The sequence below is a fragment of the Anaeromassilibacillus sp. SJQ-1 genome (assembly GCF_046693725.1).
Taxonomy (GTDB): domain Bacteria; phylum Bacillota; class Clostridia; order Oscillospirales; family Acutalibacteraceae; genus Anaeromassilibacillus.
Window position 1 is genome coordinate 81,108 of the sequence record NZ_JBKEIV010000013.1, and the last position, 16,203, is coordinate 97,310.

Sequence of the window (16,203 nt, forward strand, 5' to 3'; positions counted from 1 at the left end):
TCCATTTCTATACTCATAACAATTACGCCCGCCGTACAGAGGCAATCCCAGAAATATTCATCAAACGGCTGATAATGGTCTGTAAATGATCTCTTCCATTGATCGTGATCGTAACGGAAATGACTGCGCTGCCGTCCTTCGTCTCCCGAGAGTTGAGCGAATGGATGAACAGATGCATATTGAAAAGCTGTTGTGTAACATCGGCCAGCAATCCAGGCCGGTCCGTTGCCACAATCTCCAAGGTGGATTTAAAGACCTCTTTGACCACGCCTTCCCAGTGCGCCTGAATCCAACGCTCCGGTTCCGGCGCCTCGCTGATGACCTTGGGTACGTTCGAACAACTCCTTTTGTGGATGGAGACGCCGAACCCGCGGGTGATAAACCCGATGATCTCGTCCCCTGGCAAGGGATTACAACAACGGGAAAACTTAATCAGGCACCCTTCCATTCCGTCCACGGTCACGCCGCCGACTGGTTTTTTGTTTACTTTTGGCTGCTGTTTGGGAACCTCTGGCTGTACTGGCGGTTTGTGGGATTTGATGTATTCCTCCTTCAGCTTTGGCATAACCTTCCAAAGCTGAATTCCGCCGTAACCGATGGCCGCATACACATCCTCTTCCGTCGTACAATTCTGGCGGCGGCCGATATTTTCTAAACAACCTTTGAGCTCTTCATCCGTCAATTCAATTCCATTTCTCCGGAACTCGCGCTCCAATTCAGTCCGGCCTTCCACAATGTTCTCTTCCCGGCGTTCTTTCTTGAACCACTGGCGGATTTTATTGCGCGCCTCGCTGGTCTTGACTATCTTTAACCAGTCTCTGCTGGGTCCGTGGCTTCCCTCTTTTGCGGTAAGAATCTCAATGATCTCACCATTTTTTACTTTATAATCGATCGGTACAATGCGTTTGTCCACTTTGGCACCCACCATACGGTTTCCAACTGCACTGTGAATGGCATAAGCAAAATCGATCACAGTGGAACCACTCGGCAAGCTGATTACGTCGCCCTTGGGGGTAAACACAAACACCTCTTCCGGCGCAAGATCCGATTTAATGGTCCGCACAAGATCGGTGGCATCCCCACTATCCTTTTGGTTTTCCAGCATCTGCCGAATCCACGCGAGGCGATCGTCCAGCTTGTCCCCTTTGGTGACACCGAGCTTATATTTCCAGTGTGCAGCGATGCCGTATTCTGCAGTATGGTGCATTTCCCAAGTTCGGATCTGCACCTCGAACGCCACGCCTTCTTTGCTGAGAACCGTCGTGTGGAGGGATTGATAACCATTGGGTTTCGGGGTGGAGATATAATCTTTAAAACGGTTTGGAATGGGCCGGAACATGTCATGAATAACGCCCAACACGTTATAACAGTCATTGATGGTATCGACGATCACGCGTACCGCATAAATGTCATAGATTTCATCCATGCTTTTCCCTTGAATGAACATCTTTCGATAAATACCATTGATGCTTTTGACACGGCCCTCTAAATATACATTGGGAATCTCCGGGGATACACGGTCATAGATGCGCTGCTTGGTCACCTCAATGAATGCCTTTCGCTCGCCGCTGCGCATCGCCAGCCCGCTTTCAATCTCCTGATACGCAATGGGGTCCAGATAGCGCAAGGAAATGTCCTCCAACTCCTCTTTCACCATCCGGATACCAAGGCGGTGCGCGATGGGGGCATACACCTCCATGTTCTCCAATGCCTTGTCGCGCTGCTTCTGCGGAGCCATGAATTCGATGGTCCGCATATTGTGCAGGCGGTCCGCCAATTTGATGATAATCACGCGGATGTCGTCCGCCATTGCAATCAACATCTTCCGCAGGTTTTCCGCTTGCTGCTCTTCCCGAGAAGAGTAGGGAATTCGGCCAAGTTTGGTAACACCGTTGGTCAAATTTGCAATTTCATCCCCGAACATTTTCCGCACTTGCTCAAGGTCCACCGGCGTATCCTCCACCACATCATGGAGTAAACCTGCCGCCACAGACTCAGAATCCATGCCCAACTCCACCAGGATGCAGGCCACTGCCACCGGATGGGAAATGTATGGCGCGCCGGACAGACGTTTCTGGTCGCCGTGCATCTGATAAGCCAACTGATAAGCCTTATCAATCAGGGCAAAATCGTATTCTCGCTCGCTATCGTGGATCAGTTTTAAAAGATCATTGTAGGTTTTGAGTTTCTCCGCCATATGGTTCCCCCTCCTTCTGTAAAGCCCGCAGATCTGCCAAAATCTTTGAATCAAATAAATTGACCTTTTGCTGCACCGGTTCTAAGGTCAATTTGCACACCCCTGCGGACCGCTGCTGCAAGGTCAAACCGTGTTCCGACAGGACATCCAACATTGTCAGCAGCTTTCCCATATTTCCGCCGGGCAAAGCACATGTTCGATAGAGAAGTACCTCTTCTGGACCGTCAAACCCATTTTTTGCACGCAAGAACCGGTATACAGAGGCAAATTCTTCCCGGTTTGGGGTCAGGCTGTCCACTTCGCGTGCAGTCAGGTTTTCTTTTTCTTCTACCCTTCTCATAAATTTGAAGCCCTTGCAGTACCTCTGCGCCGTCCAATCCAGCGGGTTTACAGTCTTTCACGATGATGGATAGTGTTTCTTTTCCATTGAAAGGCTTTGCGTCTAAGGTCACAGCCAAATCGAGAAAATCCCCCACCGCATAGGGAAACGCCTCTAAGGACACTCCGAACCGCATACAACGCAGTGCGTAGTTGTCCTTCACCACCGTCAGGCGAAGATGCTTGCCTCCGCCGACCGGCGTGATGTCCTGAAGGCGGACGCCAAAAAGCCCAAACAGAGGCGCCGGATTGGCCGTCCCGAATGGTTCCAGCAGGCGAATGCTGCGCGGCACCTCTATCGTAAGCTGTTCCGGATGCAGCACGCAGTCAATCGTAAGCGTCGGCACAGGCATATGCGGCGCATGAACCGCCGCATAACGATTGATTCTCTCGAAACTGCGCAATTGCAGCAGTCCGGATGCTTAACCCTGCCGCCATGGGATGGCCGCCGAATTTAACCAGTAGATCCGAACAGGAACAAACAGCCTCAAATAAAGAAAACCCTTCGATGCTCCTGCCCGACCCCTTGGCCTCCTCCCCGTTAATAGAAATCAAGATGCTTGGCTTTCCAAAACGCTCTGTGATACGGGCTGCAACAATTCCAATAACCCCGGGATGCCACCCTTCTCCTGCTAATACCAACACGCGATCGAGCAAAGGCCTGGGATCTCGCTCCAAATCTTCCAAGACCCTTTCAAAGATGTCGCTCTCAATTTGCCTTCGGTATTCATTACAATCGCAAACATCGGCAGCCAAATTAGCTGCCTCCTCCGGGTCCTCCGCGAGCAACAAGCGAACGGCTCGATCCGGGGAACCAATCCGGCCCGTTGCATTAATGCGCGGAACCACACCAAATGCCACATTTGTCGCTGTAAGCATTCGGTTATCCAGGCTAGCGTTTTCCAACAAAGAACGCAGGCCTAAACGATCGGATCGGGAGAGATGGGGCAACCCGGCGCGTACCAGCGTGCGATTTTCTCCCAATAACGGAACCACATCTCCAATGGTTCCAATCGCCACTAAGTCCGCATAGTTTTCTAACAGGCTGGTCAGATCATAATCCGGACCTTCCAGCGCCATAATCAACTTAAATGCTACGCCGACTCCGGCAAAATCTTTAAAAGTGCTTGGGCAATCCAAACGATGCGGATCAACTACTGCACAGGCAGCGGGAAGCACTTCTCTCGACCTGTGGTGATCGGTTACGACCACATCCATTCCCAGCTGCGACGCATAGGCCACTTCTTCAACGGACGAAATCCCGTTGTCCACTGTAATGATCAACTGCGTCCCCTGTGCATGCAGTTGATCGATGGCCTGCAAATTCAGTCCATATCCTTCCCGCTCTCGATCTGGAATATAGTATGTCACATCCGCTCCATTGGATTCCAGATAAGAATAAAGCATTGCCGTAGAAGTAACACCGTCTGCGTCATAATCCCCGTAGACCGTAATTCTCTCAAAATGATTGATCGCATGCCAAATGCGTTCCACTGCGCGGTCCATATCTACCATTTGTAGAGGATCGGAGAGAGAAATTGCAGAGCCAAACATCGCATCAATCTGGCCGGTTTCGGTCAGTCCGCGTGTCTGCATCAACGCCCCCATGACAAAGGGTACCTGGTACTGCTGGGCAAGACGCTCCGCGATATTCCGGTCACATGGCAATACGTCCCACTTTTTCATGTTCCTGTCCACCTCGAAATCCCTAAACCTTTATTACAAAGCCGCAATCATATACTCTTGGAATAGGTATTTAACGCTTGTATGTCTGCAATGGTAAATTATATTTTCATAGAGTTTAATTGTACCATTTTGAGAATTCTTATTCAATACCTATGGCCCTCACACAAAACTCTTTTCATCATAAATCCGTTTTTCTCATCCATCTGGATAACAGTACAGCAAAAAGGAGCAGCTTGCCAAACAACAAGCATGCTCCTTTTCTACCGTCTATTTCATGCTATTCCATTTTTGCACTTACACCAATATTGACCATATAGCTGCCATACACCCAGGAATTTGGGGCGCCTGTCGCCGAGATAGTCACAGGAACTTCCGTCTGTCCGGTAAAGTTCTCTTTTCCTGTCATATCAATCTGTGCAACCAAATTGTTTTCTGTAAATGCTTCAATTTCACTCGGAGGACCGACAATGGTCACGCTAAGGCTCTGTGTATAAACTTCTGCCTGATACCCAGCGGGAAGATTTTTAAAGGTGATTGTATCCGGATTGAGCGCCATCGTGCGGGTGGTAAAGGTATCAAGATCCAGTTTCACCTTTGCTGTGTAAATATTACTGACGTTTTTAAAGCCGGTTGGTAAACTGACATCCACATCAAATTCATCGCTCGAAGGGCTGATCGTTGTGAAATCAATTGCAGGCAACGCCAGCTCCGAAATATTGGCGAATGCGTCCTCGGGCCCGGCTACTTCAATTTCTTTCGGCTCCACAGTCACACGGCTTTCAAAATCGTCCAATCCACTCGGCTTACCAGTAAACTCCACTTGCAACGGCAGCACCTTGCGGTACAATACATTGCACGTGACATCCACTGCGTCCATACTCAAGGTCAAGCTATCGCTTTTGATCTCATTTCCATCCGCATCCAGCATTACCAATTTACCCGTAAAATGCTTTGTCTCCGTCAAAGGCGTCTTGTCCTGTTCATAGGGGATGGTCACCTTTGCAACCTGATCCACCTCTTGCTTCGGCCCCGACACGGTCACACTGTCGCTGGAAAGTGTCGGCGCATTCAGGTAATACTGCGGGTCTACCGGCGGTGTAATCTGACTGGTATCGATATTGAACACCTTTTCACTATAATAGTCCACAGTGACCAAAATACTGGACGGTTCAATGGACACCACCTCATAGTTGGAAAGGTTCCCCAGCTTTGTGGCGGATAACTCCAATTTGTAATTGCTGACCGGCTCCGGTTAGGGAAGCAGCCTGCTTTGCTTCAATCTGTAAATCTGTATTTTTTACCTGATTGACCGTCAGACTGTTCCCTTTTATTGCGACCTTCGCTTTCGCATTAACCGGGCTAAAAACCTTTAGGCCCGACTGCTGCGCCGAATCCGATAAATTCACGACAATCGGTACGTCTGTCACAGTGCGGGGGATTTCTTCAGTATTGCGTGTTGCAAATACCACCCAAATCACCAACGCACAAAAAACAGAGAAAATCATTACAAACTTATTGTTGTAAAACAAACTTCCTAAACTGATCTTTTTATGACTCATGATTTTCTGCCCCTCCTGATGGAAGGAATTCTACTCGCACGTTTCTCACCATTTGCATTTTCTTCCGGCAATAACAAAGCTTCCAAAGCGCTTTGCAGAGTTTCGCGCGTATAATTCCGCGTTAAAACGCCATTGACCGCGATGGATATTTGGCCTGTTTCCTCCGAAACAACCACTACGATCGCGTCCGAATTCTCACTCATACCGATCGCTGCGCGGTGGCGCGTTCCCAAATCAATGCTGACTTTATCGCTCTTTGTCAACGGCAAAATACAGCCCGCAGCATAGATCATTCCATCCCGAATGACCATCGCGCCATCGTGAAGAGGCGCTTTATTCCAAAAAATATTCCCAATGATCGGTACCGAAGGCTCTGCATTGACGATGGTACCCGTATCAATAATATCCCCCAACTTCGTCTGCATTTCAAACACCATTAAGGCGCCCGTTTTAGATTTCTGAAACTTTCCGGCCGCCTCAACCACAGCATTGATGCACTTACGTTTTTGTTGTAAGACTTTTTCAGCCTCTTCGGAGGAAATCTGAAACCAATACTTACTTCCAATTTTACTACGGCCAATCTGTTCCAGCGCCCGACGGATCTCCGGCTGGAAGATTACCAACAGGGCAATAATGGTAAAATTGAAAAAATAGTCCAAAAGGGTTTTCATCATATTCAGATGGATGACAACCGATGCAACATATACACCCATCAAAATAATAATACCCTTTACAAGCTGTTCTGCGCGTGTTTCGCGGATGAGCTTGATTCCATTATAAATAATAAAGGAGACCAGCAATACATCCAGTGCGTCACTCAGCTTAAAGGTGTGAACCAACGCAACAAACGTATCCCACAGTCCTGTGATAAACTCCATATTTTCTTGCACCCACTATCTTCCGATTTTCACAAGCTCCATGTATATTTTGACTTCCATATGTCTTCATATAATAAAAATATCCAATATAATTTTAGCACATTTAATTGGATATGCAAATGCTTTTCATTTATTTTCTATGAAATTTCATAATCGTGTTGGAAAACACACGGATCTCATTCATATTGTTGAATGCGGAAGGGCAAACGCGAACAGCCCCTTGTTCCAACGTTCCAAAACTTTCATGGGCCCTTGGCGCGCAGTGCAGACCTGCCCGGACCGCAATTCCTGCTGTATTTAGCTTTTGTGCAACGGTTTCACTGCTGACATCCTTTACGTTAAAGGAGAGCACAGGAGCAAAATAGGGTTCCACCGGCTCCGGCGTATAAAGCTGAATCGCTTCCATTTGGGAGAGACTGCGATAGAGCGCTTGGACCAGCCCCAACTCATGCCGGTAGATTCGTTCGATTCCTTTACTCTTTACAAATCGGATTCCTGCACGAATCCCGGCGATTCCAGGCACATTGACTGTTCCACTTTCCAAGCGATCTGGCATCGTTTCCGGCTGATCTAATGATATGGACGCCGTACCGGTCCCTCCCTCGATCAGCGTTGCCAATGAGGCTCCATGGGGCGTAACAAGTATACCCGTCCCCATCGGTGCATAGAGTCCCTTGTGAGAGGCAATGCAGAGATAATCAAAACGACACTCTTCCATATTGATTGGCAATACCCCGGCGCTCTGTGCACAATCAATCGCAATCGGAATTCCATATTCATGACCCAATGCCGCTAACCGTTCGATGGGCAGGCGAATTCCCCATACATTGGAAACATGTGTACAGACAATCAGCTTTGTATTGGCACGCAACGCCTTTCGGAAGGCATCCACAGTGGCATCGTTGTCCCCCGGGACCACTTGCGCTTCCGTATAGGTAACGCCTTTCTCCTGTAAAGCCCGAAGCGGACGCATAACCGCATTATGCTCCAGGTTGGAAGTAACCACATGATCCCCGGGTTTTAACACACCCTTTAACACAAGGTTGATGGCAAGTGTGCAATTGAGTGTAAACGCAACACATTCCGGCCCGGGCGCATGGAAAAACTCTGCAACTTCCGTCCGGCACCGATAGAGTTCTTCCGCGGTCTCCATGGACATCTTATGGCCCGCACGTCCGGGATTGGCGCCGTACCTTCGCATGGCCTCATCGACAGCACGGATCACCTGTGGTGGCTTTGGATACGTGGTAGCGGCATTGTCCAAATAAATCATCCCACGTCCTCCCTTTCCGCACGGCCCAGCACACGAATACCGGCCTGTGTCAAAATCTCCTGCGCTTCATCGGTACGGCTAGGGACATATATGCTATAACCGCACCCGGCGTTTTCGTTTCCGTGCGGCGTTCGTTCTACATAGGACTTGATGCCATGTTGAAAAAGCAGGTCTCGCCCCTTCATCGCATACGTGATGGAGCTAACCATAATCATAGGCTTGCCCACAAGTATCACCTCTCTGTTTTTATTACCAGAGTATGCCACAAACAAGCCCTTTGACTATTTCCTAGGAAAGAACAACCCTTTCCTCTGCTTATTTTTCCAATAAGCATACCGCATGAACGGCAATCCCCTGCTTCTCGCCAGTAAAACCGAGCCCTTCCTCTGTGGTTGCTTTGATACTCACCTGGTCCAAAGTGATCCCCATGGCGTCTGCCAATCGACTGCGCATGGACTGGATATAGGGTTTCAACTTAGGTTCCTGTGCCAAAATAGTAGCATCTATGTTGGCAATCTGGTAATCATGCTTTTGCAACAAGCGAACAACCTCTTGCAGAAGCAAGATACTATCTGCACCTTTATAAGTAGGATCTGTATCTGGAAACCATGTGCCGATATCTCCCAGGGCAGCTGCCCCCAACAATGCATCCATTACTGCATGTGTTAAAACGTCCGCATCTGAGTGGCCCAGTAGCCCCTTTTCATAAGGGATTTCGGTCCCACCCAAAACCAGCTTTCGGTCCGAGGCTAGACGATGTACGTCATATCCATGGCCAATTCGCATCCAACCGCCTTTATTCTGTTTCAAAATAGCCTCCGCCGCAGGGAGATCCTCCGGCGTTGTAATTTTTATATTTGTATATCCCCCGGTAAACAGATGGACCTTATAACCTATATGTTCTACCAATTGGCAATCATCTGTATAATCCGCACACTCTTGGTCTGCCAAGGATAAGGCTCGCTCATAGAGGCTCCGCTCAAAAACCTGAGGGGTTTGAACTGCGCGCAGAGAGTCGCGAACAGGCGTAGAGGAAATAAATCCATCGCCATCCTGTATTTTTATTGTATCCTTGACTGCGGTACAAAGGGTCGCTGCTCCATATTTATACGCATCTTGAACCGTAGCATCAATCTCTTTTGGTTGAATAAGCGGTCTCGCTCCGTCATGGATTGCCAGATAGGCCGTGTCCTTTGGTACAGCGGCCACCCCTGCCGCCACAGAGCGCTGACGCGTTGTCCCGCCGGGAACGACTGCAAACAACTTATGAACCGCATACTGATTCGCTAACTGTTGCATGACAGCCCGATCTTCTTCACGGCAGACTATCACAATGCTCGAAATATGTTCCGCTTGCTCAAAAGCAAGCATGGTATGTACAATAACCGGTTTTCCGCATAAAGCGAGAAACTGTTTTGACATTTGTGCACCCATACGGCTGGAATTTCCCGCCGCTACAAGGATGGCACAACAGGACCTCCAAGGCATTTCCCCGCCTCCTTTCTGCATAGGAACCATTATAGCTACAAAAGCTACCTGGTGCAACTACAATCCTGTTACCACTTTCCCGCTAATTGCAACCTTTTGTTCACGATTTCGTGCTCTTAACCAAAGCGGCTTTACAGCGCGGAACATTTTAAGTTATAATAACCTCACGGCGTTAGCGGAAATCAAAGATTTCCGACGCCTGAGAGAACATTGAAACATCCAGCTTGGTGGTATGGATTGTTTGCACAGGTTTTATCCTCTTATCCTTTTTGGATGTTTTAGATAACCTCACGGCGTTAGCGGAAATCAAAGATTTCCGACGCCTGAGAGAACATTGAAACATCCAGCTTGGTGATATGGATTGTTTGCACAGGTTTTATCCTCTTATTCTTTTTGGATGTTTTTAGATAACCTCACAACAATAGTGGGAATCAAAGATTTCCGACGCCTGAGAGAGCATTGAATCTCAACCCAATGGCTACGAAACACTTCTACCTTACCTCTCTCCAATCGTTCATTCAGGAGCTTCTCGTCAAAAAGTTCCCCTATTGTTCCCTCAATTATATGGATACAAAACTATATGGATACAAAACCACTCTATGTAAATTCAGATGAAAGGACTTAATTATATGGAAAATAAGCTATCTGCAAAACGTGTCGCAGATTCTGAAGTAGAACAAGTACAGGCTATAATGCCAAACCACTTAAACGGGTCCGGCCGTGTGTTTGGCGGACAACTTGCTGCCTGGATCGACATTGTAGGCGGAATTGTGGCACGCCGCCATGCAAATCGGAATGTTACTACCGCTGCAATTGATAATTTGCAATTTAAAGAAGCAGTCTATGAGAACAGTATCGTTGTCCTTCACGGGAAAATTACTTACGTTGGACGGACCTCTATGGAAGTTCGTGTTGACAGTTTTGTCGAGAGTCTTTCCGGAGAACGCAAGCTTGTGAATACCGCCTATCTGGTAGAAGTCGCCCTCGATGATGATGGCAACCCGACAACCGTTCCAGGGCTTATACTAGAAAACTTTCAGGAACAGGCCGAATGGGAGGCCGGTGAAAAACGTCGGGAGTTGCGCCATCAACGGCATCGAGAAGCATTTTAATGATACATCTCTTTAAAGGGGAAAGATATATGTTTACTTTTCGCCGTATTTCGATCGATCCTTTGCTGAGAAAAATCACTCTGTTAGGACGAAACTCTGTGCAACTACCCTTTTTAAAGCTTTGACATTCAGTAAAACATATCCCCAAGACGGTGACTCTATTGTACGAAAACCCTCTCGGAATTCTATCTAATTCCGAGAGGGTTTTTATTACGTTATTGGGGACTCAATCGCCGAGCTTTATTGCCATGTACGCTTTCACCAAGGCCATGCACTTTTCCCACCCTAGATCACTACTATTCAAACAGAGATCATAGTTATCTGCATTGCGCCAGTCACGCCCTGTAAAATAAAGATAATAATCGCCACGACGCTTATCCATCTTGCGAATGTAACGTTTCGCTTCGTCCTCATCCATATTTCCGTGGACCATCATCGTCTTTTCTACACAATAGTCAAACGGAGCATGTACATACACACGGATGACATGTTTACAGTCTTTTAAGATAAAATCAGCACACCGGCCAATAATGACACAAGACTCTTTCTCTGCTAAATCCCGGATTACTTTGGCTTGATAATTGAACAAATTCTGATCGGATACAAAATCCTCGCTGTCCGGCGGAATGATTTCGCCAGTATATGCACTTTTGCGCGGTTTAAAGAGGCGAGGCGTTTTTAATTTTTCATCTGCCTGTGCGAAAAGATGTTCATTAATACCACTTTCATCGGATGCCAATCGAAGAAGTTCCATGTCATAGGCCTTAACCCCCAAATCCTCTGCCAACATTTTTCCGATCGACTTGCCGCCGCTTCCATATCCACGTGCAATTGTAATAACAAACTGTTTCATTCCATTGCCTCCCAAATATAACAGGGTTCCACTTTTAATAATTCTACCGTTCCTATCTTCATTATAGAATATTTAGGATTCAATAACAAGGATTAATCGGTTATTTTTGTGTGTTATTTACACATCCTTACTCGATCTTTTCCTTTTTTCTTCTTCTAAACTTTTCGCCCAGGCTGCAGCGAATGCGCTGACCCCTTCATTTTTTTGTTTATTTTGATTTTGCAAATACTGCTGAACATCCCGCTTGGAAGCCCCGGAACGTTTTCCCTGCCCCTCAAAAAATTTATCCGCCTTTGAACGAAAACCGCAGCGGCAGGCAAATGTCTTTCCCTCCCCTTCTCCGAAAAGTTCCATAAATTTGTGGCAATTGGGACAACGAACCCGGGTTTCTGTCACCACATTTCGCCGGTAACCACAAGCCCGATCCTGGCAGACCAACATCTTTCCCCGTTTACTATTGACCAAAAGCAGATGCTTTCCACACTCGGGACATATTTTCTGCGTCATATTCTCATGGACATAGGTGGCTTCGCTGTTGGCTACAGTCCTGACCAGGGAGGTTGTATAGCCCCTGATCTCCTGAAGGAAATTTTTCTTATTTTCCTTTCCTTGGCTAATTTTTTCCAATCGTTGTTCCCAACGTGCCGTGAGTAACGGCTCCTTCAAATCGGAAGGCACCAAACCGATTAACTGAATCCCTTTAGAAGTTGGAATCAATGTGTTCCCCCTTTTTTCCACATAAAAAGAACTGAACAATTTCTCAATAATATCGGCTCGAGTTGCAGGCGTTCCCAAGCCTCCGCCAATATATTCCTTCATCTTCTTATCTTCGATAAATTTAGAAGGATTCTCCATGGCGGAAAGCAGTGTCGCTTCCGTATATCGCGCTGGTGGTGAAGTCTTTTGGGCCTTCAGCTGAGTTGTTCTACATAGAAAAGTATCTCCCTGATGCAAACTTGGGAGCACTTGCTCTGCGGCTTCCTCGTCATCCTCATCCAGCCCTTTCTCAACTTTTTTCCAGCCGAGTTCGATGATCTCACGCCCTGCTGCAGAAAATGTTTCACCCTCTGCAGTTAGATCAATACGGATTTTTTTGTAATCATAACTCGGATAAAAACAAGTGAGGAATCGCTTCACTACCAAAGTATAGATACGCCTTTCCTCTTGATTAAGGTTTAGTAAATTGACTTGCTCTTCCGTAGGAATAATTGCATGGTGATCGGTAACCTTTGCATCGTTGATACATGCACGGGAAATATTCTTTCGTGTACGGAAAATTTCTCCAACAATTGTACCGAATTCCCCGTGATTGACTGCACGTAAACGTTCCTGCAAGGTCGGTACAATGTCTGCTGTCAAATAACGGGAATCTGTACGCGGGTAAGTAAGTGCTTTATGATTTTCATACAATCGCTGCATGATATTCAACGTCTGTTTGGGAGAATATTGATACAACTTGTTTGCATCGCGCTGAAGTTCGGTTAGGTCGTATAACATAGGGGGCGGTGTAGAACCAAATGTCTTTTTTACCTCTGTAATCCGAAATTTTTTTCCTAGAATCTTATCGGCAATTGCCTGCGCACGGGCCTTTTCGGAAATAGCAGTCTGCTTTTTTTCGTCATGCCAAGTAACAAAAAATTCTCCCAAGTCTGCACGGACCGTGTAATAGTCTTTGGGAACAAAGCGTCGGATTTCCTCTTCCCTCTGAACAAGTAGTGCTAGCGTAGGAGTCTGTACACGTCCAGCAGAAAGCTGTGCATTAAACTTACAAGTCAAAGCACGAGTGACATTCAAGCCAACCAGCCAATCCGCTTCCGCGCGGGACTGGGCAGACATATATAATGGGAGATACTCTTTTCCATCTTTTAGCTTTGCAAAACCTTCTCGAATGGCACGATCCGTCTGTGAAGAAATCCAAAGCCGTTTGATCGGCTTATGAAAGCCTGCCTTCTCCAGAATCCAACGTGCTACAAGCTCTCCCTCCCGGCCCGCATCTGTCGCAATGACCAATGATCCCACTTCAGGATTATGTAATAACTTTTTTACAATACTGTATTGTTTACTCGTCTCAGGAATCACCTTTAGTTCCATTTTCTCCGGCAACATCGGTAAGGTGTCCATACTCCAGGTCTTATACTGTTCCCCATATGCTTCCGGCTCCGCCAATTCGACAAGATGTCCCAAAGCCCATGTAACAATATATTGACTTCCAGATAAAAAACCGTTTCCTCCTTGACGGCATCCCAACACCCGTGCCAATTCTCTCCCTACTGATGGCTTTTCCGCCAACACCAATATTTTTGCCATCTACATAATCGCTCCCCTTCTATATCGTTTTTCATTATTTAATATTGTTCGTATATCATTCAATAGAAACCCTGTTGGAAATAATGTTTATCTAAACTTTTGGCATTTTAACTCAAAATACAAATTTTCTTCTATTGAGTTAGACTGCGTAAATATCACAATCATTGAATCGACTTTCTTTAAAGAACAAATCCGCGCGTCTTTTACGAAGTTTATTCTTGATAATATTTAATCGGAGGTATTTAAGCATAAAAGGGCGTGGATCTCACGCCCTTTTATCAGTTATCTCTCCCGGTTCTCTACAAAACTGCCGGATAATATGCTCTTTATTCTCCCCTAACGTAATCTGACGAATCATCCGCCGAATCTCCAAAACGGATGATGGCGCAACCGATAACTCATCCACCCCCAACGCGAGATAAAAACAAAGCAACGCTGAATCTGCAGCTGATTCTCCACAAATTTCGATTCGTATTCCATGCTTTTTAGCGTTCTTAACCGCTATATCAATCATTCGTAGTACAGCTGGATGACGTGGATTATAAAGAGCGGTCACCGAAGGATTCATCCTATCCACAGCCAATGTATACTGTGTCAAATCGTTTGTCCCAATGCTCAAAAAATCCACGTGGGATGCAAGTTTATCACTCAGCAAGACTGCAGCTGGCGTTTCTACCATCGCTCCAATCTCAATCCGATCTGCCACCTCAATTCCCTGATCGGACAACTCTTTCTGTGCTTGTTGGAGCAATGTCTTCGCCCTTACGATCTCCTGTTCAGAGGTAATAATGGGAAACATAATCGCAACACGGCCATATGCAGAAGCACGTAGTATTGCCCGAAGCTGTGTCATAAATAAACCAGGACGTCGCAAGCTAAACCGAATCGCCCGACATCCCATGGCTGGATTGATTCGGTCACTATAGCGCCACTGACCAATTTCTGGTTCTTCACTGATGTCAAGCGTTCGAATGACGACACGTTTCCCATGCATTTTTTCCAACACCATTTTATAAGCGCGGAATTGTCCTTCTTCAGAGCAATCCATGTTGCTGCCCAAATAGAGAAATTCTGTGCGCAACAGTCCAATTCCATCTGCATCATTATCCAACACCTGTTGAACATCCTCTGCATGTCCGATGTTCGCATGTACATCGATACGGTAACCGTCTTTCGTTACAGAAGGACACCCCCGCAGTTCCCGCAAAGCACGCAAATGTAAAAAATACTGATACTGCCGGTCGCTATATTCCCTCAACGCCATCACGTCCGGGCTCAATACAACATCTCCGGTAAATCCATCTACAATTACATTTTCTGCTTGAACCAGTCCTTTAAAGGATTCCTTTAGCCCTACAACAAATGGTATGCCTGCATTTCTCAGAAGTATAGCAGCATGTGAATAACAGGAACCATTTTGAGATAAAAAGGCCAGCACCTTCTTCCGATTGACCGTTACTACTTCGCTCGGCAAAAGCTCTTCAACTGCAATAATGCCCTTTCCAATACTCTCATCTAATGGTTCTACATTTTCCAAATTCAAGTAACGAAGCAGATGTCTCGATATATCCAAAATATCCGTATCGCGTGCGCGCATATATTCATCTTCCATCTTAGAAAAAAGCTGATAGAAGTGTTGGGCAGTCATATATACAGCTGACTCGGCCGTCACATGATCCTGAAGGATGTGTTTCTGTATATCTTCGAAAAAATCGTGATCTTCAAGAAGTAAAATATGGCTTTTAAAGATTAAGGAGTCTTCTGCCCCAAATTTCTGAAACGCTTGACGATAAAGCTGGCGAATGTTTTGTTCTGCGGCAATGCGAGCGGCATCCAAACGTTGAATTTCTACCTGTGCATCCTCGGATGACAAAAGATGTTCCGTCTGCGCATAAGGCTGCCGAATACAGAGTTTCCCAATAGCAATTCCTTTCGATGCAGCTACTCCTCGAATGCTACGCATATTTTCACCTCCAATGCAACCTCAATTTCAAACTGTTACACGGAGAAAACTTGAACTTACTGTTTCTCTCATCTTAGCGCAAGAGGACGGAGTATGTCAACCATTCTAAATTCTTAGGGAATCACTACTTCCCTACAATAGGAACAAATCTTCCTTTTTCCTTTCTAATAAAAATATATTATTAATTTTTGTCTTTTTGATTCGAAAGGAAACCCGTTCATAACGGATACATTATATCATTAAGCTGAAAATTCTTCTATAAGAGATGCAGAGAAGTCAAAAATTTTCTTCCTGATAATATAAATTTTTCTGATTATATTACATATCCTTCGCATAACATGGAACTTCCCTCCAGGTTATATTTACTTCTACATTCAGATTTCAATTTGCCAGGAGGGTAACGTCTTATCGTCTTGAAAGAAGTCCACGTCTAAAGGATTTCAATCCACACCCTCCGCATGGAGGGTGACAAAATACTCAAAATCATTACACATAGCTATATCATATTT

Annotated in this window: 14 protein-coding genes and 1 CRISPR repeat array (1 of these 15 cut by a window edge); of the genes, 1 reads left to right on the forward strand and 13 read right to left on the reverse strand. The window is 46.2% G+C overall.

Features of this window, described 5'->3' with window-relative positions; genetic code table 11:
* Positions 1-22 precede the first annotated feature (22 nt).
* The 10 genes from ACGCCZ_RS04855 to ACGCCZ_RS04900 all read right to left on the reverse strand — a co-directional run bounded on the left by ACGCCZ_RS04855 (position 23) and on the right by ACGCCZ_RS04900 (position 9,459).
* Complete coding sequence (locus tag ACGCCZ_RS04855; protein ID WP_054324093.1) at positions 23-2,197, reverse strand: RelA/SpoT family protein; 2,175 nt, start codon at positions 2,195-2,197, stop codon at positions 23-25.
* Positions 2,169-2,444, reverse strand: coding sequence for a hypothetical protein (locus ACGCCZ_RS04860; RefSeq protein ID WP_411655431.1), 276 nt, complete (start codon positions 2,442-2,444; stop codon positions 2,169-2,171). The genes ACGCCZ_RS04855 and ACGCCZ_RS04860 overlap by 29 nt, the downstream gene beginning before the upstream one ends.
* Positions 2,422-2,922 (reverse strand): hypothetical protein, encoded by a 501-nt coding sequence (locus ACGCCZ_RS04865; protein WP_411655432.1) that lies wholly within the window; start codon positions 2,920-2,922, stop codon positions 2,422-2,424. The genes ACGCCZ_RS04860 and ACGCCZ_RS04865 overlap by 23 nt, the downstream gene beginning before the upstream one ends.
* The gene (gene recJ / locus ACGCCZ_RS04870) at positions 2,903-4,261 is read right to left on the reverse strand and encodes a single-stranded-DNA-specific exonuclease RecJ (protein WP_411655433.1); all 1,359 of its coding nucleotides are present in this window, start codon (positions 4,259-4,261) and stop codon (positions 2,903-2,905) included. The genes ACGCCZ_RS04865 and recJ overlap by 20 nt, the downstream gene beginning before the upstream one ends.
* Before the next feature lie 277 nt (positions 4,262-4,538).
* Positions 4,539-5,489 (reverse strand): CdaR family protein, encoded by a 951-nt coding sequence (locus tag ACGCCZ_RS04875; RefSeq protein WP_411655434.1) that lies wholly within the window; start codon positions 5,487-5,489, stop codon positions 4,539-4,541.
* Complete coding sequence (locus ACGCCZ_RS04880) at positions 5,446-5,820, reverse strand: hypothetical protein (protein WP_411655435.1); 375 nt, start codon at positions 5,818-5,820, stop codon at positions 5,446-5,448. The genes ACGCCZ_RS04875 and ACGCCZ_RS04880 overlap by 44 nt, the downstream gene beginning before the upstream one ends.
* Positions 5,817-6,698 carry a diadenylate cyclase CdaA gene (cdaA, locus tag ACGCCZ_RS04885; RefSeq protein ID WP_085534508.1) on the reverse strand — a complete coding sequence of 294 codons (882 nt, stop codon included), beginning with the start codon at positions 6,696-6,698 and terminating at the stop codon, positions 5,817-5,819. Before cdaA ends, ACGCCZ_RS04880 begins: the two co-directional genes overlap by 4 nt.
* Before the next feature lie 130 nt (positions 6,699-6,828).
* A complete protein-coding gene (locus tag ACGCCZ_RS04890; RefSeq protein WP_054324096.1) occupies positions 6,829-7,971 on the reverse strand; it encodes an aminotransferase class V-fold PLP-dependent enzyme in 1,143 nt (380 codons plus the stop codon).
* Positions 7,968-8,198 carry a DUF3343 domain-containing protein gene (locus ACGCCZ_RS04895; RefSeq protein ID WP_242967246.1) on the reverse strand — a complete coding sequence of 77 codons (231 nt, stop codon included), beginning with the start codon at positions 8,196-8,198 and terminating at the stop codon, positions 7,968-7,970. Before ACGCCZ_RS04895 ends, ACGCCZ_RS04890 begins: the two co-directional genes overlap by 4 nt.
* 88 nt (positions 8,199-8,286) lie before the next feature.
* A complete protein-coding gene (locus ACGCCZ_RS04900; RefSeq protein ID WP_054324097.1) occupies positions 8,287-9,459 on the reverse strand; it encodes a bifunctional 2-C-methyl-D-erythritol 4-phosphate cytidylyltransferase/2-C-methyl-D-erythritol 2,4-cyclodiphosphate synthase in 1,173 nt (390 codons plus the stop codon).
* Positions 9,460-10,088: 629 nt separating this feature from the next.
* Here ACGCCZ_RS04900 and ACGCCZ_RS04905 point away from each other — a divergent pair.
* Positions 10,089-10,571: an acyl-CoA thioesterase gene (locus tag ACGCCZ_RS04905; protein ID WP_054324098.1), complete on the forward strand. Its 483-nt coding sequence runs from the start codon at positions 10,089-10,091 to the stop codon at positions 10,569-10,571.
* Between the two features lie 226 nt (positions 10,572-10,797).
* Here ACGCCZ_RS04905 and ACGCCZ_RS04910 read toward each other — a convergent pair whose 3' ends face one another.
* The 3 genes from ACGCCZ_RS04910 to ptsP all read right to left on the reverse strand — a co-directional run bounded on the left by ACGCCZ_RS04910 (position 10,798) and on the right by ptsP (position 15,694).
* Complete coding sequence (locus tag ACGCCZ_RS04910; RefSeq protein WP_054324099.1) at positions 10,798-11,424, reverse strand: AAA family ATPase; 627 nt, start codon at positions 11,422-11,424, stop codon at positions 10,798-10,800.
* Between the two features lie 117 nt (positions 11,425-11,541).
* Positions 11,542-13,731: a DNA topoisomerase III gene (locus ACGCCZ_RS04915; RefSeq protein WP_085532128.1), complete on the reverse strand. Its 2,190-nt coding sequence runs from the start codon at positions 13,729-13,731 to the stop codon at positions 11,542-11,544.
* Between the two features lie 265 nt (positions 13,732-13,996).
* On the reverse strand, positions 13,997-15,694 hold the full coding sequence (gene ptsP / locus ACGCCZ_RS04920) for a phosphoenolpyruvate--protein phosphotransferase (protein ID WP_411655436.1): 1,698 nt from the start codon (positions 15,692-15,694) through the stop codon (positions 13,997-13,999).
* 437 nt (positions 15,695-16,131) lie between these two features.
* A CRISPR array of direct repeats spans positions 16,132-16,203; the repeat unit is 33 nt; unit sequence ATTTCAATCCACACCCTCCGCATGGAGGGTGAC; it runs 636 nt beyond the window's last position.